We start from the raw sequence: 20414 nt of genomic DNA on the forward strand, positions 1-20414 counted from the left end.
TATTCAGAGTAGCTCTGCAGCGTCTGCTACATTAAGCTTAAAAAATGATTAATTAGCTATTCTTGGCCCTAATCGATGCCTGTCCCATAGCGGCACACCAAATACATCATGTATAAAATAATATGCGACCGGAACGCCCAGTATCATTCCCCACAAACCAAAACTGTGATAGGCAATCAGTAAAATAATAAGCACCAGCACCGGATTAAGCTTGAGGTGTTTACCATAGATCATCGGATTAAGACCATAAGCTTCAATAATATGAATAATAGTTATCATGCCAACTATTCCTAACGCCAAAGTCAAACCGCCCGTATTCAACGCAACCAGTACCATTGGCGTAGTAGAAATGAATACCCCTAGCACTGGAATAAAACTGCACACAAAAACAATGAGTGATAACAATGCAACTGACGGAATTCCAAGTATTACCAAGCCTATCAAAGTCAGGAAAGTATTAACGCAGGCAATCATTGCTTGCGCTTGAATGGCTCGACCAACGACATAAGCAAAACGGATTACCGGTTGTGCGGTTTCCTGATAAAAATCCTTCAATCTCGACTCATGCAGGCTTTTCATCAAACCACCCAGGCGGACGCTGTCAAACAAAATCAAAAAACTGAATAACAGTGCCAGAGACATCGTACCGATCGCTTTATAAAGATAATTAATGAGCTTGGGTAATTCCTCACGAACCTTACCCATCTGTTTGGTCATAAGAAGTTCCACCAGCAACTCGGTTTCCTTGTCGTAGTACTTTCTCAGCTTCTCATAGGTATCTTCAGTAACCTCATTTTCTTTGACGTCATCCAAGTGCTCGATATCAGAAAAATTGAGCTTTTGCCGGAATCGATTAAGTTTGGCATCGATTACGCGCAAACTATCCTCATCCAGGATACTGCGGGCATAACCATGCAGAGGGCGTTCGATGCCCGGATATTTTCCGATAACATCTCGTTTCATTTCTATCAATTTTAACTGTACTTCATTGAAATTATTAATAAAACGATTGGCCTCACCGATGACACTAGGCGTTACGTAACGAAAAAAACTGCCCAGCACAACCAGAAAAAAAATGTATACCAGCACCAGGGAAGCACGATGCGGTAATTTCAATTTGTTCCGGCCAATATGTACCAATGGTGTCGCAATAAAAGTAAGAACAAAGGTGATAAAAATCAGTCCAAAGAAATCTTGCAAAAGCCATAATATACCAATCAGAATAAGCCAGATCAGTATACGGCGATTGGCCTCATAAAAACTATCAAAGCTAAATGACATTATTTTCAAATTCTCTGTGTGGTTAACAATTAAATTAACTAACCCGTATCAAGAGATTACTTGATAAGTATTATGGGAGTATGTCAGAAACGTTATTGCATTCAAAATGCTTATCAGACGCCCTGCCCCAGTGTAGCAAAAAATATTTACTGAAAACTATGCGTTGCCCTGAGTTCATAAGGGTTCGTTTGCATTTATTATGTTAAGACCATGATTTCATGGCATTAGCCTGCACCATCGTTCATAACTTCTCTATTGGGTAATACGATAGAATAGATGACGGCTACTTAGGTTTTATTGAGCAAAAAATTCTATAGCAGGATAACACTATCTTTACATTAAAACTCGACTGGTCACCATTGATTCAAGAAGAAGGAAGACTACAGCAATAGGGCTGTATGATATAAACAATGCCCGTCTAGTAAACTAAATCACTAGACGGGCATTTTTATTTTTTGCATGTTTTGCATGCATTGACTGGATACCACCCTCTTTTTCAAATACTGAAAAGAATTAAGTTTCGATAGAAAACTAACAGAACTTAAGCCTATAAAGGGCAGTTACAAGCTTCTCAGTCTAGAATACGCCGTATACAATTGCTCCGATAACAATAAAAACAGCTGTTGAGATGAAGAACAATCTCAGAACTTGCGCATCTGTTTCTCTTCTGTTGATTTCGCTCATAGTTTATCTCCTTATTTAAGGTACATTCTTTGATTTAGATTTAAAGCCGACAAATTATCGACCCCCCTTGCTCACACAATCACAAAATTTGTAATCGTGAATCTTATCTCCGCCCCTCAGATTCACTGCTACAGCGATCTTTATGTGTGGAGCCGAGTAATTTATTCGCAATCATCTTGTACCACTTAGATTACTGCGCCATCGAATTCTAACTCACATTTAACAACAATGAAAGTGTTGAAATTAAGTCCGCTTTATTAATTGCCAGAAAATTGCATGATTAAAAATTCTTTGCCGGTGATCGGACGTGCTTTAAGCCTCATAATGTCAAAGGTTTCACGTAGCCCGTCAACTCAAGATAGCCGCGCCCTGCTGGCTTATTATCCTTAGTCAGCATCACAGCGCCTTCCCAATATACCGCTGCAGTGGATTGGCGCGCATCCAGCTCCTGATCGTCCAGCAATGGTGTAAGCCGCCATTCAATCTCACCGGTGCGGACATGCATGGCAACCGGATAAACTGCCTCTGTATGCGGTGATCGCCAGGTACGTATCGGCGTAAATTCCACCTCATCGGGATCGAAGAAGGTCATATTCCCCTGTGCATCACGCAGTGCTGCATAAGCCCATACTTTTCCGCCTTGTTTCGCACGTATTTGAAATGCCATCAGTGCAGAGCCGTCATCCAGATTGGCGCCTACCCAGTCCCACCCTTCGGCATCCGGATCCAAATAGGCCGTTGACCATTCATGATCCAGCCAAGCCCGCCCTTTAACTTTTACTGGTTTATTTTGCCTGAATACTGTGCCGGTTACGCTCAAATGTGGTTCGCTATAGTAATAACTAGCCTGTTCCGGCTTTGGGCCTTTACGGGAAAAACCGTCCATATCTTGCAACATCATGCTTTGCGTGGGGGTTAATAACAATTGCAAACCAAAATCGCTGGCTTGCATATCCACCTGATAGCGGCCATCCTCCTCGCGCACCAATGTCCAATCATCTAATCTAACATTGGTATTCCCTGGCTTGGCATAGGCAAGGTCAAAACCCTCACGGGCGGTTTTTTCAACATGCATCACTTTACCAACTGCAGGATCAGATAAAGCCAAATGCGCGATAATTAGGTGCTTTGCAGCAAAGTGGCTTGGATTATCGTGATTATGATCAGTGGCATAACGGAAAAAAGTAACCTGAAAACCCAATGATTTCTTATCTTCCGTCTCCAACCAACCCGTGATATACCACCATTCGATGCGAAAATCCTGGTGTGCGCCATAATCCAGAGGAAAAGAGAGCTTGTAATCGGGAGTAACCGGTTTTAATCGGCCCGACTCGGCATATACGCCGGTAATGAGCAAACTAAAAAACAACATGACAAAAACCTTAAAATTACTGTCAGATCTATTCCGTTTCATTACCAATCCTCCCGTACCACGCGAATAACCTGAACGGAAACCGCTTTACGTCCGAAAAACAGAGCTGTCAATGCCGCCGAAATCAACATAATTACGGCAATCGCCAATAACCAGCTCCACGGCAAATGCAATTGCATCGTCCAGTGAAAGGACTGTGGATTGACAATAAAAACCAGAATCAAACTGATGCTCCAACCCAATACAAAACCTAACACAACTCCGAGCGCAGTCAGCAAACCACCTTCCACGGTCAACATCATAAGAATCTGCCGACGCATTACGCCGATATGCCGCAACATGCCAAATTCCTTAGCGCGTGCCAGTATTTGCGCAGAAAAACTAGCCGCCACCCCCAGCAATCCAATAATGACTGCCACTATTTCCAGCAAATAAGTTACCGCAAAGCTCCGATCAAAAATTTCCAAACTCAAAGCACGCATATCACTTGATCTCGATACTTCAAGGGCTGCACCAAAAGGCAGCTGACGCAAGCTCGTAATAACGGTATCTGATGACGTCCCAGCTTGCAGCCAAAGCGCCACGTTATTGACGCTCGAATCTCCCGTTAATCGCTGATAATCCGTCAGCTGCATCTGTATCGCACCAAACTGTCGGCCATAATCACGCCATACCCCGGCGATCAGGAATTCGCTCGGGATTACGCCAATCGACAGGATCACTTTCTCACCCACCCGATAACCATATAAATCCACCATCGCCTCGGACACCCAAATCGGCATTACATCTTCAGGCAATAATCCGCGCGCAATTACATCATCCGTTAGCGGCAACGTATTGCGCGGATCCTCCTTATCCACCGGCCTGGCAAACAGAGTGATATCCGGACGATTAACATCAAGCGTCAACTGCTGGGTACGGAAAAAATCCACTCGATCAAATCCTGGCAACGCGATAATCGCATTTTGCGCATCAGATTGAAAACCACCCTGATCACCGATTGCAGCAGTACGCACATACAAATCGGCCGGTAATACATGCTCAAGCCACGCATCGATCGATACACGAAAACTGGTCACCATAATCGCCATGGCAACCATCAAGCTAAAACTGGCCAGTATACCGCCCAATGCAATTGCAGCCTGATTCGGTGCATTTGCCAAACGTGCCAATGCTAATGTAAAAACAGCACCTATCCGTTCATGAAACGATCGGTTTGATAAAGACGAAAATGTCCAGGCAGCAAATCGCGGCATTAGTGTAATGCCGCCAATCAACAGTAATGCAATCGCAAGATAACCGAATACCGGCAGCTCGAAAACAGGGGGCAATTGCGTGAACAGCAATGCAAGCGATAAACAAATCACCGCGAACCAAGGCGAAGACAATTTTGCCATAACTGCATCTTCGGTGCCGGAGCGCAGTGCCGATGCAGGCTGGGCTCGAACAGCTTCCAATGCCGGCGCGATACTTCCCAGCAATGTCACACTTAAACCTACTGCAAAAAAGATCACGACATCCCAAGGATCAAAAAAAATACTCGGTTTAACGCCGGGGAAGAAATTTGTTCCTAAATCTCCCCCCAAAAACTGAATGGCCATCGCGGCAACGGCATACCCCAATCCCAACCCCAATAGCGATCCCATTATTCCTAGCAATCCGCCTTCAGTAATGATCTGCCGTAGCAATTGCTGCCGCGTGAAACCCAGTACGCGTAACAACGCAAATTGCTGACGCCGCCGTATTACCGATAAAGCCTGCGTGGAGAACACCAGGAATGTACCTGTAAATAGCGCCACCAGCGCCAGCATATTCAGATTAATGCGATAAGCGCGCGACATATTGGCAATCCGCGTTTCCTGATCCGCTGCTTCCATAACCCAATAGGATTCACCTAATTCCTCCGCCAGACTGGTTTTAAATGCCGCGTGATTAATGCCATCTTTGAGTTTCAGTTCAATCCGTGACAATTGCCCGATCTGTTCAAAGCGCCACTGGGCTGCACCAATATCCATCACTGCTATGCGCTGACCCGCGCGCGCGCGCACTAAACCACCCGCCACACGCAACGTGATCGCTTGCAATCCAGCCTGTAATTGCAACGCATCGCCCTGCTCGACCTGCAACCATTCCATTGCAGCAGGGGATAGAAATATCGTATCGCTGGCGATACGATCCAGCGTTTCCCCTTCTTTGGGTAGCCCCAGCAAATCGGGAGAAATTTGCGCCGCTCTGAAAGGATCGATACCGATGATTTTCAACTTATGATCATTTCTGCTTTGCTGTTTTCCAGCTATCGTCACATCCAATTCCAAAACAGGATTCGCCAATGCAATGCTTGGATGTTTAGCCAGTAACGGATAAAGCGCCTCATCAAAAAATGCTTTGCGTCCACGCACCTGCAAATCCGATAGCCCGGAAAGGCTCTTGCTGGCTGCAGAAAATTCATTGAAAGCAGCGCTGTTGATCAGATGAATTGAGAATGCCATAGCAACCCCGATAGCTATAGCGATGAGGGCAACGGCTATTTGCATAATATGCGCGCGCCATTCACTAATCAGCATCCAGCGAAATATCGATGGCGCTTTCATAGCTTATGTCCTGACTCCGCCGAATGCAATCCATTCTGAGTCAAATTCAGCACTTTGTCGGCCGTGGCAGCCGCTATATGAGAATGCGTCACGATAATGCCGGTCGCACCATTCGCTTTGATTTCCCTGCGCATTAGCTGAAGAATTTGATGCGCGGTGTCCGGATCAAGATTACCCGTAGGTTCGTCCGCCAGTACCAATCGTGGCCGATGAATTAATGCACGTGCAATGGCAACACGCTGCAGTTCGCCACCGGACAACTGGCGCGGGAAATGATGTCCGCGACCATGCAGCCCCACTTGCTCCAGCATCTGATTCACGCAATCCGTAGCTATACCATTCAACAACAGTGGCAATGCGATATTCTGCGCCAGCGTCAAATGAGGCAATACGTGGAATGCCTGAAAGATGAAACCAAACTGTTCGCGTCGCAATAGCGTCGCGGCATCATCATGCATGGATGAAATGGCAACCCCGTTAATGCGAATTTCACCGGAATCCGGAGAATCCAAACCGGCAATCAGATTCAACAACGTCGATTTGCCCACACCCGATTCGCCCATAATCGCGACATACTCGCCCGCATTCAATGTGTAGCTCAAGTTGACCAGCACCTTCCGATCTTCAGCGTAACCTTTGGTAATGTTGTGTAACTCCAGCATATTCGATAATACCCCGGCAATTCATTGAAAATAGATGGCCAGCGATGCTGAAAAAAGCAGTGCATGTATCGCCCGACCAAGGTATGCTTTAACTGTATCACGATAATTAATTAATCGCGGACACTTCTGGAAACCCAAAATGCAGAAGGGGGCAGATATGAGCAGAAAAGCAAAGAAATAGTGATGCCACATAATTCTATATACCTTATTCAAGGTGTTTTTTTACGATTCATTTAGCATTGTAAATGCGTTGGGATTTTAAGAAGAGTTCGTTCAATAATAGGAGAAAAATCATGGCACGAGCCAGCGCACGCCATATCTTGGTTAAAACTGAAGAACAATGTAACAACCTCAAAGCTGAAATTGAAAGTGGCGCCGATTTTGGCACACTGGCCCAGGAACACTCGTTATGTCCATCCGGGAAACAAGGTGGTGAACTGGGTGAATTCGGTCGTGGACAGATGGTGCAGGAATTCGATACTGTCGTTTTCAGCGCGCCGGTCGGTGAAGTGCAGGGTCCGGTTAAGACACAGTTTGGCTATCATCTTTTAGAAGTGACTCAACGCAGCGATTGATGTTTACAAAACTATTGATCGCGAACCACCCAATCGGAATATGCCGGATAAATCATCTGCGACTCAAATTGACGCTTCCAAGATTCGTCTTCTGACGGGAATCAACCCTGCGCAAGCGCTTGGATTCGCGGTCAGTTATTTGATGACTAAACCGGCTTTTGCGCGCCTGCCGTTCGGGCACTGGTCCCGTATATTGGTCGGACAAATTAACCGTGGCCACTATCTGATCGCATCGGATAATGGAGGCATTGTGGGGTTCCTTGGTTGGGCGCTAACCACTCGGGAAAAAGGCGAAATGTGGCTTGCGGAACAAGGTGAGCTTTCCTTCGAGGATAGCAAAGCCGGTGAGATCTTGCTAATCAATGCATGGGCATCGGAATCGAACGAAGTCACGCACCTGCTGCTCGAACGCTTACGCGAGATCGGGCGCGCCCAGAAAATGGTTTATTTCAAGCGCCATTACCCGGACGGGCGCACCCGTCCGGGCCGCCTCAGCGTTAATACTTTCGTCGATGCGCACATACACGCTGCTCGATTCGGCGAAAAATTCGACAACTCACCGACTCCATAACAAGAATAGCTTGGTTACTTCCGTATCTCTTTCTTCCTTAGAAACGGGCACCCCAACGCTCCAATCACTCAGGATTGCTTGAATGGCAAATTACCTCATAATGACTCAACTGGAAATCATTCCGGTTCTGTGATTTTTCTCACACGTGGCATAAAGAATATTTAGTAATCTGATATGTAATGATCTTAATCTATCAGTTGATAGGCAAATCATTTCATTCATTTTAAGGAGATTCAAAATGGCTATAGTCAATGGAACAGCTAATAATGACACAATCACATTTGCATTTATATCGCCCGGTGTTTCCGGATTTCCAACACAATTAGCCGATACTGTCAGGGGTTTCGGCGGTAACGATACCATCAGCAGCGCGGGCGGCCCGGATACTGTTTTTGGTGGTGCCGGTGCTGACAATATCAGCGGCAACGGTGGTAACGATACGCTCAATGGCGATGGCGGCAATGATATCATCGACGGCGGCGCAAACAATGACACCATCAACGGGGGTGACGGCAATGACGTCATATTTGGTGGCTTTGGCAGCGATACATTACGAGGAAACGCCGGCGTTGATCAACTGAACGGTGGTGGCGGCAACGACAACATTCTCTCCGATGGGGATGGTGGAGTTTATAACGGTGATGACGGCAATGATCTGATGTTCTCAGGTATCGGTGGCGAAACCATGAATGGTGGAACGGGTGTCGACACTATTGATCATACGATTTTTAATGGAAACTATGAGTTCAATATGGCAACCGGACTGACAAACTTTGGCGGAGAAAGCTACACCAATTTCGAAATCGCCAGAATGGGTGGGGGCAATGATACCGTGACCGGCAATAATGCGAACAATACCATCTTTGGTGGCTTGGGCAATGACACTCTGGTGGGTGGCGGTGGCTTGGATACGTTAAATGGGGGTGCCGGTAATGACACGATTACTTCCGATGGCGACGGCGGAACCTATAACGGCGATGCGGGTAATGATTCGATGAGATCGGGCATTGGTGGTGAAACCATGAATGGTGGAACGGGTGTCGATACTATCGACCATACGGCCTTTAATGGCAACTATGTATTCAACATGACCACCGGACTGACAAACTTTGGTGGAGAAAGCTATACCAATTTTGAAAATGCATTCATGGGAAACGGCAATGACAATGTTACCGGAAATGCCTCCAACAACACGATCAAAGGCGGTGGCGGCGCGGATACTCTGGATGGCGCAAACGGTAACGATACAATTCTGGGCGAGGACGGCAATGACATCATTTTTGGTGGATTAGGACAAGATACTTTGATCGGGGGCGCGGGCAGGGATGTAATATCCGGCGGTGGCGGTAACGATACCTTTGACTATAATGCGCTCAGCGAAAGCGCTGTCGGCGCCAATCGGGATGTCATCAATGGATTTACTCCCGGTGTTGACGAAATTGATCTGTCATCCATCGATGCCTTGAATGGCGGTGCTGATAATGCTTTCATTTTCCGGGGTACAAGCAATTTCAGCGGCGGTGGTGAAGTTCGATATTTTCAGGATGCGATCAATAACATGACCATTGTTCAGGCCGAGTTTGAAGGTGATGGCAATTTAGTTGTCGATATGGAGATCCAACTAAACGGGCTCCATGTACTCGCTGCTAGCGACTTTGTACTTTAGCTAAATTAAAGATAATGGATTTGTTGAAACGCTCAACAGATCCATTATCTTATTTCATCCACTCAATTTCCTCTATACTTCACGATCATTTCTCACTATAACGTTTTGCTTTATTAACATTGACAAACCCGGTTAGTAATTCCATTTCTCATTTGTTACAATCATCCACATCAATCTATTGCCTCAAGACACGCTTTGGTAAACCAGAAAAAGTTTTCTGTGGCGCCTAACTCCGAGTTGCTCCAGCAAGTATCCATAGATCCCAGCAATTAACACAAAATATCACATCGTTTCTTGGTGCAATATCGATTGCACAGGCAATGATTCCCTTTGAAAAACAATTAACAATCTATGAAAAACTCTCAGAAAAGTACTCAAACACGCTGGCAAGCTGTCAAAATAGCAGGAAGTTTTATTGCACCTTATAAGCATCAGGTCATCTACAGTCTGTTGGCTTTATTATTCACAGCGACAATTACGTTATCGATCGGCCAAGGCATCCGCTTACTGATAGACCAAGGATTCGCAACGCAATCCAAAGATCTTTTGAGTCAATATGTAGCGATATTTTTATTGCTGGTGATCGCTTTGGCTGCAGGCACATTTACCCGCTACTATTGGGTTACCTGGCTTGGGGAACGGGTGATTGCCGATATCCGCTGTAAGGTATTCAATCACTTGATTCATCTGCATCCCGGCTTTTTCGAGCAAAACCGCAGTCTCGAAATCCAATCGCGTCTCACTGCTGATATGACGTTACTACAAACGGTTATCGGGTCTTCGGTTTCATTCGCGCTACGCAATTTGATTATGATGATTGGCGGTATTATCTGGCTATTCATTACCAATGCAAAACTCACCGCCCTGGTGATGATCTGCGTACCGTTGGTCGTAGCTCCGATTCTGATTTATGGTCGCCGGGTACGGCATTTATCACGCCAAAGCCAGGACAAAATTGCTGCAGTGGGCGCTTATGTCGGCGAGGTGCTCGGTCAAATCAAAACCGTACAAGCTTACAATCACCAGTCCATCGACCAATCCACATTTCACGACCAGGTCGAGGCAGCATTTGCAGTTGCCAAGCAACGCACTACCCAGCGCGCGTTACTGATCACTATCGTCATAATTCTGGTCCTCGGCGCTGTCGGATTAATGCTATGGGTGGGTGGTATGGATGTCATCGAAGGTCGCATCAGTGCCGGAGAATTGGCCGCTTTTGTTTTCTATAGCGTCATTGTCGGCTCAGCCGTTGCCTCCATTTCCGAAGTGATTGGTGAATTGCAACGTGCCGCCGGTGCCGCAGAACGGACAGTAGAATTATTGCAAGCACAGAATCTGATTCAATCTCCTGAGCAACCTCGCCCATTACCAAAAGTATCCGGAAATATCGCCCTTGATCAATTGTGCTTTGCCTACCCTTCGCGCCCCGAGGTGTTGGTTATCAATCAGCTATCACTCACGATCCGCGCAGGTGAAACATTGGCACTGGTGGGTCCTTCCGGTGCAGGAAAATCCACATTATTTGACCTGCTTTTGCGTTTTTTTGATAGCCAGTCCGGCAGTATCAAACTGGAAGGAATTGATATTCGGAATGTGGATCTTCTTGCATTGCGGCAATGTTTTGCCCTGGTATCACAAAATCCGGCGCTATTTTACGGCACAATCAGCGAAAATCTTCGCTATGCCCGTCCCCACGCTACTGATACCGAAGTCGAAGCAGCTGCCAAAGCAGCTTTTGCACACGATTTCATTTGCATGCTGCCACAAGGCTATCAGACACAATTGGGAGATTCCGGATTAGGCTTATCCGGCGGTCAGAAACAACGATTGGCGATTGCACGCGCGGTATTAGCCGATGCACCCATTTTGCTATTGGATGAAGCCACCAGCGCGCTGGATGCACAAAGCGAGTTTTGGGTACAGCAAGCATTGCAACTTCTGATGCGCAACCGCACCACACTGGTCATTGCTCATCGTTTGGCCACGGTGCAATCCGCAGATCGGATTGCTGTGCTTGATCGCGGGCGTCTGGATGCATTGGGAACGCATGCACAATTGCTACAATCGAGCCCGTTGTATTCACAGTTAGCCGCATTGCAGTTTCAGTCACTATTACCAGCTGATTCACCGTTACCATCTGCATGACAACTTTCAAGAATGAATTCGCTGGCAAATGCCGCTCCGGCGGTTTGCACGACTTTTGTCAATGTAGCACGGGCTGCGTGCATTCCTAATGCAAGATGAAACAGTGTCTTGATCGAAACCGAGCGGCCTATCAACAATGTGATGAGACGTATAAAATCAACACCGCCATCCGGATACACCGCGCTCAACAATGCCTCCGGCGGAGAAAAATCGACCGGATCGACAATCGCACGGATAGCGACAAATGGAATGCCTGCGTCAGCCGCTACTTTTGCCACAGCCGCGCTTTCCATATCAGCCGCACAAGCACCAACTGTCTCACCCAACGCAAGCTTCTCCTGCCTGGATGTCAAAGGTGCCTCACTGGATGCGAGAATCCCACCGGTAACAGTCAAGTGCGCTGACAGCAAATGCTCCAGACGATTACGCCACTCCAGATTTACCGGCAGGCTTTCTCCATCCACTGCAATGGATTCAGGCAACACCAGATCGCCGGGAATCAGTTTATCATCCAATGCGGCAGCGACACCAAAACTCACCAATGCATTGACACCAAACTCGCGCAATTTCAGCGCTGCTCCGCGTGCTGCATTGCTTCCCATGCTACTAAGGCACAAACGGGTTCTCTCTCCCGCATTCACCACCTGATAAACAGGAATGCGCAAATTCACTATACAAGTTGCCTCAGACTTTAGCGCTGAAACAACACCGATTACGTTCAAGCAACCGTCTCCTTTGTCTTTGTTAGAGCACGATAGCGCGCCAGTGCCCAAATTGGAAAGAATTTTGAATACCCGTGATAACGAAGATAAAAAACCCGAGGAAAACCAGGTGCAGTAAACCAAGGATCTTCCCACAAATGATCATCCGCCTGATTATGCAATAAGTAATTGATACCCCTGCGTACCGATTTACTATTGACTTCTCCAGCCGCCATCAGGCCCAGCACCGCCCAGGCGGTTTGAAATGTAGTGCTGGTCTCAAGAAATTGTCCGGCCAGCTGTGGATCCAGATAGGAATCATTCGTTTCACCCCAGCCGCCGTCGACTCTTTGTACGGACTCTAACCACTTAACGGCGCGGCGCACCGATGTATGCTGCATATCAAAGTTGGCCAACTGAAAAGCTTCCAACACTGACCAGGTGCCATAAATATAATTGGTACCCCAGCGTCCGAACCATGATCCATTTTTCTCCTGCTCCCGCAGCAGAAAACTGATGCCGCGCCAAACTTCACGTTGATGTTTCCCATATTTTCCCAACAAGCCGACACAACGCGCCGTCACATCACTTGTCGGAGGATCTATCAATGCACCGTGATCGGCAAAAGGAATTTCATTCAAATAATGATAGGTATTATCAATATCGAAAGCCGCAAAGCCACCATTACGTGATTGCATTCCCGCCAGCCAATTCGCTGCGCGATCCAAGGGTTTCTGGTAACGTTGCGAATCGCTTTGATCCAGTGCCCAGGCCACGGCAGCGGTGTCATCAAGATCAGGATAATGCGGATTCGCATATTGAAATGCCCAACCGCCCCCTGGCAAATCCGGCCGTTTGTCGCGCCAATCACCCGGTTCATCCAAAACCTGTTGCTCAACCAACCAATCCAGTGCTTTTAGTAGAGACTCCTGATTTGCTGCTGGATCTTCCTGCAATGCCAAACATGTCAATACTGTATCCCAAACGGGTGAGGTACAGGGCTGACACCAAGCACGCTCCCCTTCGTCAACTAATAACCCTCGTAGCGCATTACGGCATTGTACGCGGCTGGGATGGTCATACGCATAACCCAGCAATGCCAGCGATTCATGTGCGTTAACCATTGCAGGAAAGATAGCTCCAATTCCACACTCGCCATTCAAACGCTCAAGTGTCCAATTTTCCGCTTTACTTATCGAATATTGGCGTATAGCTTGGGGAAGCTTGGGCTCGACACGTGACAAAACTCGTTCGACCAGCATGAAAGCACGCTTCAACCAGGTATCCGCTTGCGGAAAATAATTCTTTTCCTGTTCGGGCGGCACAATAAATAATTCACGGATATCCACATTGCGCGGATTGATTGCACGTGCTTTGATCGTACACAAAATAGACAAGGGAATCATTACAGTGCGTGACCAGTAAGATACTTTGCTGATATGAAACGGAAACCAACTGGGTAGCAATATCAATTCCGTAGGCACAACCGGCACTCCGCTCCATGGAATCTGCTCATACATGGCTAACAGCAAACGAGTAAAAACATTGGCTTTAGCCGCACCGCCACGTTCCAGAATAGCTTCGCGAGCACGTATCATGTGCGCTGCATCGGAAGAATCGCCCACCAGCTTCAGGGCATAGTAAGATTTAATGGTACAGCTGATATCAAATGCACCGCCATAATATAATGGCCATCCACCATGGGCAGGATCCTGCTTTTCCCGAATGAAACGGGCAATTTTATTCTCCAGAATGACATCGATTTCATCCATGAAGTGCATCATCAGAATATATTCTGCTGGAATTGTACAATCCGCCTCCAGCGGAAAACACCAATGGCCATCAGGTTTCTGTAGCGTCAACATGGCCGAACGAGCTTGTGTAAACTTATTTTCCAGCTCTTCTACATTGATTTCATCCTGATTCAGATTGGATACTGAATACGTTGAAGACATTACATCATTCACAGTAAACCCCTCCGGTTGCCGCGATATATCCGATATTCTCTGTGACCCATCCATATATTCCTAAGCGCTCATATCTATTGTAAATTTAAAATAAAAGGTGTCTGTTAACGAAATCGGCTGTATTGTTGTTCGGGTACTCAATACCTTATGAAGTAAAATAAAATCAAAAGCAGGAACATTATTTCTTGATTTTTACATCGTTATCAAAGGGATTGTCCTGAAAAGGATCATAATAAAGGTCCAGAGGCAGTTTGCCATCATGTACCAGGAATTCGCGTTGTTGCAGTGATGCTTCACGTACAAACAAGTAGGGATCCAATGCTGCTTCATCCCGAATCTGCATCGGGCCGATCAACCGTGCCCGCTTGTCAATAGCACCCAAAATAGTCAATGGCGCAGCAAAATACGTACCCACCGCAAGACCCGCGTAAAAAAGCACATTGGTCACAAGCCCTACCGGTATATTGGTCACGTCACGTTCACTACTAGGCCCCAGTAGCGGAACAAATAAATAAGAGCCTGGATTAACTCCCCATACACCTAACGTCTGGCCGAAATCTTCATCGTGTTTTTGTAAACCCATGTGGGTTGCCATATCAAACAGTCCAAACATACCAATCGTCGAGTTCACAAGAAAACGCAATGTATCCCCGGCGCCCTGCTTTATCTTTCCTTGTAAAAAAGAATTGAGAACGACATTCGGATAAGCCAGGTTATCATAGAAATTTCCAATTGATCGTTGTGCGGCAGTAGGCACATAATCAACATAAACATTTACAATCGGCTCAAAAATCACCCGATCGACACGATCCGTAAAATCATAGGAAGCACGATTAATTTTCTCATGCGGATCAATCGGATCAACTTCTTCATCACTACTTTTAGGTGTTGTCGCGCATCCTTGCAAGATTGTCAGGCAGAGAAAAAATATAATAAGAATCAAATAGTGATAGTTAATATTTCTCAAGATTCCGGAATTCTCACTCATTTACTTGTAATACAGCCCATTTTCATGTTTTCTTCAACAAAGCCAATAACATGCAACAGGCTCATCAATCCTTGATTCAACAATTATTTAATTTCATCGGATTACCCAGCACATTAACTTTTTGTAGAATACTCAGCGCATCAAGTGCTGTCATATATTCAAATCAACCAAAATTCAAGAAATCTATCAAATCGATCAATTAAAGCCACAATCCAGGAAAACTGACATGCTATTCAAGAATTATTCGGATGGTAGCAAAACCTCAACTCCCATTTGCCACACATTCTATCGTATCTCATCAACTTACCTGCACAACGAAAATTTCCTGCTAAAAAGATTCAGCGGAGTATACACTACTAGCTCAGCATCGTGATTTGTACTCCAGCTAGAAATTCTCAATCCTTCCAAAGTTCACACGATTAAAGTCACTTTTAATTCGCGCCTATAAATTGGAATGTGCTCCACAACAAGATAAAGTCATAAACATCTTCAAGCAATTTAAAAAGTGCATATAAGAAAAATCACCCTTCTCTCTCGCCATGCACAATTTCTACTAATTTTAACGCTTGCAATTCCATTTCTATCACAAAATCATCAACCTTTGCTCTGAAGTGGCGATAAAAAATCATGCTGGGAATAGCGACAAGTATGCCAAATGCAGCATTATATAGCGCAACGGAGATCCCATAAGCAAGCTGTGCAGGGTTGCTACCGGTAGGAGAGTTTGATCCGAAGATTTCGATCATACCCACCAATGTGCCAAACAAACCCATCAAAGGGCTCAGTGCAGCAATGGTTCCTAGCGTAGTCAGGTAACGACTTAAATCATGCACAATCACCCGGCCGGATTCTTCAATCGACTCTTTCATTACCTCGCGCGTACTTTTGACATTTCTAAGACCGACTGCAAGAATTTGCCCCAATGGTGAATGCGTCTGCAGTCGCGCCAGCATTTCAGGGTTAACGCCATTACGCTTATATTCGCTTAACACCCTGGGTAACAGCTCTTTCGGCGAAACAACACTCAAACGCAATGTCCACATTCGTTCCCCGATAATAGCCAAGGCAACTATGGAAGCAATGATGATCGGCCAAATCGGCCAACCCGCAGCTTGAATTAAAGATAACACGAAACAATCTCCTCACACACTTTATAGATCCAGATATTTTATCCGGGCATTATTCTGCAACCTGTTATGTTACCCGATTTCCGTATAATATTACCAAGCAGTTAGTTCGGCACGCATCGTATCTGGCTCTTACAATTTTAACACTCTATTTTCTATTCACAATTTCTGTGGATAAGTCTGTGTGTATATTACAAAAAGGAAAATTAAGTGGCCAAATCCAAACACCTTTTCTAACTTGATTATTTATTAACCTTACATCTATTCATTAATAAACATGATGTTAATGTTTATTATGATACAACCAGATCTTAATAATAGCTCTCTTACGAACCCGACAAATCATCTCAGCGATTGCCCATTATCAAAACGAACGATTACAACCGTTACCCTTCTCAAAAAATCATCTTATTTCCATCACATGGTGATGCTTCACCCCACCGATTCGCAGAAAACCCAATCTCTGATAAAGCCGGTAAGCGCTTTGGTTCGCATGCAAAACTCTTAATCGCAGCGGCAAATAACCGGCGCGTGCTCTGGTAATTAATCGCCCAATCACTTCAGTGCCGATGCCTTGATTTTGATAACGAGGATCAATTTGAATTTCATCCAGCCAAAAATGATCCACATGCGCAACTACGATCAACATACCGACAGGCTTGTCATTCTGTAAAAGAATTTCGATTTGCTTCGATTCCCATGCATTCTTGAACAAACCTAATTCCTCATCACTATCCCAATAACCGAACTCTTGTGTTATTAGGTCACGGTACACGGTATGATGCAATTCAAGCAACCATTGATAGTCTGAATCCCGAGCGTACCGTATCCGGACAGTCATTGAAAATTTACAGGTATTAGAAGAACGGTTTCAACTGGCAGGCATGCGGAATCTCGTCACGATGATCCGGGTTCATGCTCACAGTACCGGCATCATAACGCCAACACGATACCGCATGCGGCATGTTATACAGAATTACATCAACTTGTCCGTATTTCAAACCAAGCAACCCGAGTCCTCCTCGCTTACTATTCAGCATCATTTGACACGTAACTGCCTAATGCTCAACGAGCTCTTAGAATAATTAGAAAACACAACCTATGCTTCAAGTAATTGATAATTCTCTGATAACCTGAAATAGGTGGGACAAATTGATCGACTGAACGTCGATAGATATGCTCTTTCAGACTAAAGGATGCCGGATCTTCGATAATTCGGGGTCCGCGTTCAATAGCAACAAAGTCCCGATATATGGGAATGTCGTTGATGATATTGGTCCATGACCCGACAGATTCAGTCAGTTCAATAATCAGTTGCGTGAGCGGCTTCCTTCCCGACCATTCAGGAAGAGCAATGAAATCGCGCCAATGCCCCCAATCTTCGATAATACACACAAACAAACTACCCGGCGGCATGAGTGGAAACAAAGCTTCAAAACTAGCGAGAGTAGGTTCGTATAAATACGAGGCGTCATCAATGATCAGATTCGGTGGAACATCAAACATGGTTCTCATAAAATGCGAAAGTTTTGATTTGTCTGCTTGATCAGTTTTCCAGACAGTTTGAATCCGATCCGATAAGCCGCGTGACGTCAGGTATTTCTGGAAATATGAACTATCCATGCGATCCGCCAAGTCCACATGCAACATGTTTCTGAGGTTTGAATAGCTCATGCCAAAATACAATACTGCCGCCATCAAAAATACCTAACTCAAAGATATTCTTTGGCTGGAAATCGCAGCGGCGCCGGAAATAATGCGCATACTGCTCAATTAAGGGTTGAATCTTATAAAAAATGAAATGCTTGTCCCCACTCCATTTTCCGGTCTTTTGGCGCATTGCCCGAAACACGAGATCATCAAGAAGCAAACAATCATCCGCTTTCCAGATCAAGCGATCAAACATGTTTTGTTGTGGAATCTGCAGCATCTCAATCCCATTTTTTATTCGTGTTAGGAAAAAACTACTTCGATTAGATTAAAGAAACTTTAACATAATCCTGAAAAACTTCCGGGCTTCGGTTGATATTGAGTCATCACGGACCTCCTCTTAATTTACCATTTTTCTGATGATTCCTTGTATGTTATAGTGAAAATGGCATCAAATTGCACTACTCCTATCAATACTTGGGGAGAATCAAAATGAAAAAAAGCAAGCCTGAATTACGCGGTACAATCGTGGATACGGCCGTTGCCCTCGCAGAAAGTTCATCCTGGGAAGCAGTGCGCTTGTTTGATGTGGCTGCTGAATTAAATATTTCTCTGGATGATATTCGTCTTTATTTCCGCGAAAAAGAAGATTTGATTGACGCTTGGTTTGACCAGGCCGATGGTCAAATGCTCAGATCAGCAGAAACCGTGGAATTTTTGTCGTTATCGCCACGCGAACGCTTGCAGCATCTTATTATGGCTTGGCTGGATGCATTAGTTGCACACCGCAAGATTACGCGACAAATGATCGGCACCAAACTGGAACCCGGTCATTTACATATTCAGATTCCCGCCATCATGCGCATCAGCCGCACAGTACAATGGATGCGTGAAGCCGCACAACGCGACGCCACTTTTCTGCGGCGCGCATTGGAAGAAACCGCGCTTACTACAATTTATTTAGCGACATTTACTTACTGGATGCAGGATTCATCAGAAAATTCACAGCGTACGCGCGATTTCCTGGAGCACAAGCTGCGCGTGGCTGAATCGCTGGATCATAGGATTTATGGTATTCCGTGCAAAGAAACCGCAGCCGATTATGCTGAGCAATCTGTATCTGCATCCGAAACTTCTCCCGAACCCCAGTCTTCTCCACTGACAGAACCGATTGCTTCAGAAATTCATGCCAAGTCCGGCTGATAATAAAAAATCATGGATCCGCTCACGCATGCCTTAAGCGGTGCCCTGCTGGCACGGGCTGTAGCACAATCACCGCCGCCATCACGACCGAAAGACATTACCGTATTACCATTGCACATACAAATTGCAGCGGGCTTTACCGCAGCCGCGTTCCCGGATGTAGATTTTGCGCTCCGCCTGATCGACACGCTCACCTACCTGAATTGGCACCAGGGCCCAACGCACTCGCTGATTTTATTACCGTTGTGGGCATGGCTCTTGTCCAGGCTGTTTGCCTGGTTGACTCAAAGACACGGTGCCTGGAAATTGTTTTTTCCTCCCATATGCCTCGGTATTGCCATTCATATCGCGGGAGACTTTATCACTTCGTATGGGTTGATGTTGTTCGCGCCCTTTTCAACCGAACGTTTTTCTCTACCGCTGGTATTTGTCATCGACCCTTGGTTCAGTCTGATCATCATTGTCGGCCTGATCATTTCGTGGCGCTATCCGCGACAACGAATCGCGGCTATGGCGGCTTTAGCTTGTTTATGCGGATATGTGATTATTTTATGGACTTTGTACCAGCAAGCCATCGAAATCGGCGTCCGTTATACCGATTCCCAAGCTATTTCACAAGCGCATATCACCGCATTACCACAACCGCTGTCACCGTTCCACTGGAAAATCATCATCCGGCACAATGAAACCTATCATCTTGCCGATATGAATTTACAGCAATCCTTAGGACAACACCGGACAACCTCGCTCCTGTCAAAGATGGCGTCTGCATATCGCCCCATTTCGGAAAATAATTGGCATGTCCAGCAACAATTCGGGGATGACTTCACACAGAGAACACTCGTCCGTGAAGCATGGCTCAGTCCCGTTTTTGAGCCTTTCCGCACCTTTGCCCAATTCCCGGTACTGGAACGAATTGATACTCTTGATTCAGATTTGTGCATCTGGTTCTACGATCTGCGTTTCCAATTCTCGGAATTGCCACCCTCTTTTCGTTACGGTGCATGCCGAAAAGGTAAACTTTCTGATTGGAAAATTGTTCGGCGGCACGGATTATTTTATATTGACTGATCTGTTATGTCCTCCGAGGCCAGTAATCACTCGAACTTGATCCAGTTATCACCCAACCATCAATGAAAAATTTATAATGATTGGAATTACAGACAAGAATTATCAGGATAATATTTATATCAATAGCTTAAATACATCTAACCATACTTTATGAAACGCA

General features: G+C 45.6%; 18 protein-coding genes. 6 read left to right on the top strand and 12 right to left on the bottom strand.

Features of this window, described 5'->3' with window-relative positions; translation table 11 throughout:
• Nucleotides 1–48: 48 nt before the first annotated feature.
• From ATY38_RS01915 to ATY38_RS01930, 4 genes are all read right to left on the bottom strand, one after another.
• Nucleotides 49–1281: an AI-2E family transporter gene (locus ATY38_RS01915; protein ID WP_062557804.1), complete on the bottom strand. Its 1233-nt coding sequence runs from the start codon at nt 1279–1281 to the stop codon at nt 49–51.
• 1003 nt (nt 1282–2284) lie between these two features.
• Nucleotides 2285–3379 (bottom strand): lipocalin-like domain-containing protein, encoded by a 1095-nt coding sequence (locus tag ATY38_RS01920; protein WP_082632979.1) that lies wholly within the window; start codon nt 3377–3379, stop codon nt 2285–2287.
• Nucleotides 3379–5928: an FtsX-like permease family protein gene (locus ATY38_RS01925; RefSeq protein WP_062557805.1), complete on the bottom strand. Its 2550-nt coding sequence runs from the start codon at nt 5926–5928 to the stop codon at nt 3379–3381. Before ATY38_RS01925 ends, ATY38_RS01920 begins: the two co-directional genes overlap by 1 nt.
• Nucleotides 5925–6590: an ABC transporter ATP-binding protein gene (locus tag ATY38_RS01930; protein ID WP_062557806.1), complete on the bottom strand. Its 666-nt coding sequence runs from the start codon at nt 6588–6590 to the stop codon at nt 5925–5927. Before ATY38_RS01930 ends, ATY38_RS01925 begins: the two co-directional genes overlap by 4 nt.
• Before the next feature lie 245 nt (nt 6591–6835).
• Between ATY38_RS01930 and ATY38_RS01935 the strand changes: the two genes are divergently transcribed.
• The 4 genes from ATY38_RS01935 (at nt 6836) to ATY38_RS01950 (ending at nt 11547) form a co-directional block, all read left to right on the top strand.
• Nucleotides 6836–7165 (top strand): peptidylprolyl isomerase, encoded by a 330-nt coding sequence (locus ATY38_RS01935; RefSeq protein ID WP_470381948.1) that lies wholly within the window; start codon nt 6836–6838, stop codon nt 7163–7165.
• A 40-nt stretch (nt 7166–7205) separates the two neighbouring features.
• Nucleotides 7206–7736 (top strand): toxin-activating lysine-acyltransferase, encoded by a 531-nt coding sequence (locus ATY38_RS01940; protein ID WP_062557807.1) that lies wholly within the window; start codon nt 7206–7208, stop codon nt 7734–7736.
• A gap of 238 nt (nt 7737–7974) precedes the next feature.
• Nucleotides 7975–9402, top strand: coding sequence for a calcium-binding protein (locus ATY38_RS15720; RefSeq protein ID WP_062557808.1), 1428 nt, complete (start codon nt 7975–7977; stop codon nt 9400–9402).
• 351 nt (nt 9403–9753) lie between these two features.
• Nucleotides 9754–11547: an ABC transporter transmembrane domain-containing protein gene (locus tag ATY38_RS01950; protein ID WP_062557809.1), complete on the top strand. Its 1794-nt coding sequence runs from the start codon at nt 9754–9756 to the stop codon at nt 11545–11547.
• Here ATY38_RS01950 and ATY38_RS01955 read toward each other — a convergent pair.
• From ATY38_RS01955 to ATY38_RS01990, 8 genes are all read right to left on the bottom strand, one after another.
• Nucleotides 11505–12269 (bottom strand): phosphorylase family protein, encoded by a 765-nt coding sequence (locus ATY38_RS01955; protein ID WP_062557810.1) that lies wholly within the window; start codon nt 12267–12269, stop codon nt 11505–11507. The two genes, ATY38_RS01950 and ATY38_RS01955, sit on opposite strands and share 43 nt — an antisense overlap.
• Nucleotides 12266–14269: a squalene--hopene cyclase gene (gene shc, locus ATY38_RS01960; protein ID WP_062557811.1), complete on the bottom strand. Its 2004-nt coding sequence runs from the start codon at nt 14267–14269 to the stop codon at nt 12266–12268. The genes ATY38_RS01955 and shc overlap by 4 nt, the downstream gene beginning before the upstream one ends.
• Nucleotides 14270–14393: 124 nt before the next feature.
• Nucleotides 14394–15203, bottom strand: a complete 810-nt coding sequence (locus ATY38_RS01965) for an MlaA family lipoprotein (RefSeq protein WP_062557812.1) — start codon at nt 15201–15203, stop codon at nt 14394–14396.
• Nucleotides 15204–15724: 521 nt separating this feature from the next.
• Nucleotides 15725–16333: a MotA/TolQ/ExbB proton channel family protein gene (locus tag ATY38_RS01970; protein ID WP_062557813.1), complete on the bottom strand. Its 609-nt coding sequence runs from the start codon at nt 16331–16333 to the stop codon at nt 15725–15727.
• Nucleotides 16334–16733: 400 nt separating this feature from the next.
• Entirely contained in the window at nt 16734–17171 is a 438-nt protein-coding gene (locus ATY38_RS01975) for a GNAT family N-acetyltransferase (protein WP_062557814.1), read from the bottom strand.
• A gap of 16 nt (nt 17172–17187) precedes the next feature.
• Nucleotides 17188–17373 (bottom strand): hypothetical protein, encoded by a 186-nt coding sequence (locus tag ATY38_RS01980; RefSeq protein ID WP_062557815.1) that lies wholly within the window; start codon nt 17371–17373, stop codon nt 17188–17190.
• 22 nt (nt 17374–17395) lie between these two features.
• Complete coding sequence (locus ATY38_RS01985; RefSeq protein WP_062557816.1) at nt 17396–17953, bottom strand: hypothetical protein; 558 nt, start codon at nt 17951–17953, stop codon at nt 17396–17398.
• Nucleotides 17946–18260: a hypothetical protein gene (locus ATY38_RS01990; RefSeq protein WP_062557817.1), complete on the bottom strand. Its 315-nt coding sequence runs from the start codon at nt 18258–18260 to the stop codon at nt 17946–17948. Before ATY38_RS01990 ends, ATY38_RS01985 begins: the two co-directional genes overlap by 8 nt.
• A 212-nt stretch (nt 18261–18472) precedes the next feature.
• On the opposite strand from ATY38_RS01990, the gene ATY38_RS01995 reads away from it, so the two are divergent.
• Both ATY38_RS01995 and ATY38_RS02000 read left to right on the top strand, forming a co-directional pair.
• Nucleotides 18473–19183 (top strand): TetR/AcrR family transcriptional regulator, encoded by a 711-nt coding sequence (locus ATY38_RS01995; protein ID WP_062557818.1) that lies wholly within the window; start codon nt 18473–18475, stop codon nt 19181–19183.
• Between the two features lie 12 nt (nt 19184–19195).
• The gene (locus tag ATY38_RS02000) at nt 19196–20254 is read left to right on the top strand and encodes a metal-dependent hydrolase (RefSeq protein WP_062557819.1); all 1059 of its coding nucleotides are present in this window, start codon (nt 19196–19198) and stop codon (nt 20252–20254) included.
• Nucleotides 20255–20414: the final 160 nt, after the last annotated feature.

Origin of the sequence: Nitrosomonas ureae, assembly GCF_001455205.1 — a bacterium.
Lineage (GTDB): Bacteria > Pseudomonadota > Gammaproteobacteria > Burkholderiales > Nitrosomonadaceae > Nitrosomonas > Nitrosomonas ureae.

What these genes read in the sequence shown, in the direction of transcription:
- ATY38_RS01915 (WP_062557804.1), bottom strand. Translation starts at nt 1,281, where the DNA reads ATGTCATTTAGCTTTGATAGTTTTTATGAGGCCAATCGCCGTATACTG.
- ATY38_RS01920 (WP_082632979.1), bottom strand. Translation starts at nt 3,379, where the DNA reads ATGAAACGGAATAGATCTGACAGTAATTTTAAGGTTTTTGTCATGTTG.
- ATY38_RS01925 (WP_062557805.1), bottom strand. Translation starts at nt 5,928, where the DNA reads ATGAAAGCGCCATCGATATTTCGCTGGATGCTGATTAGTGAATGGCGC.
- ATY38_RS01930 (WP_062557806.1), bottom strand. Translation starts at nt 6,590, where the DNA reads ATGCTGGAGTTACACAACATTACCAAAGGTTACGCTGAAGATCGGAAG.
- ATY38_RS01935 (WP_470381948.1), top strand. Translation starts at nt 6,836, where the DNA reads ATGCGTTGGGATTTTAAGAAGAGTTCGTTCAATAATAGGAGAAAAATC.
- ATY38_RS01940 (WP_062557807.1), top strand. Translation starts at nt 7,206, where the DNA reads ATGCCGGATAAATCATCTGCGACTCAAATTGACGCTTCCAAGATTCGT.
- ATY38_RS15720 (WP_062557808.1), top strand. Translation starts at nt 7,975, where the DNA reads ATGGCTATAGTCAATGGAACAGCTAATAATGACACAATCACATTTGCA.
- ATY38_RS01950 (WP_062557809.1), top strand. Translation starts at nt 9,754, where the DNA reads ATGAAAAACTCTCAGAAAAGTACTCAAACACGCTGGCAAGCTGTCAAA.
- shc (WP_062557811.1), bottom strand. Translation starts at nt 14,269, where the DNA reads ATGGATGGGTCACAGAGAATATCGGATATATCGCGGCAACCGGAGGGG.
- ATY38_RS01965 (WP_062557812.1), bottom strand. Translation starts at nt 15,203, where the DNA reads ATGAGTGAGAATTCCGGAATCTTGAGAAATATTAACTATCACTATTTG.
- ATY38_RS01975 (WP_062557814.1), bottom strand. Translation starts at nt 17,171, where the DNA reads ATGACTGTCCGGATACGGTACGCTCGGGATTCAGACTATCAATGGTTG.
- ATY38_RS01980 (WP_062557815.1), bottom strand. Translation starts at nt 17,373, where the DNA reads ATGATGCTGAATAGTAAGCGAGGAGGACTCGGGTTGCTTGGTTTGAAA.
- ATY38_RS01985 (WP_062557816.1), bottom strand. Translation starts at nt 17,953, where the DNA reads ATGGATAGTTCATATTTCCAGAAATACCTGACGTCACGCGGCTTATCG.
- ATY38_RS01990 (WP_062557817.1), bottom strand. Translation starts at nt 18,260, where the DNA reads ATGCTGCAGATTCCACAACAAAACATGTTTGATCGCTTGATCTGGAAA.
- ATY38_RS01995 (WP_062557818.1), top strand. Translation starts at nt 18,473, where the DNA reads ATGAAAAAAAGCAAGCCTGAATTACGCGGTACAATCGTGGATACGGCC.
- ATY38_RS02000 (WP_062557819.1), top strand. Translation starts at nt 19,196, where the DNA reads ATGGATCCGCTCACGCATGCCTTAAGCGGTGCCCTGCTGGCACGGGCT.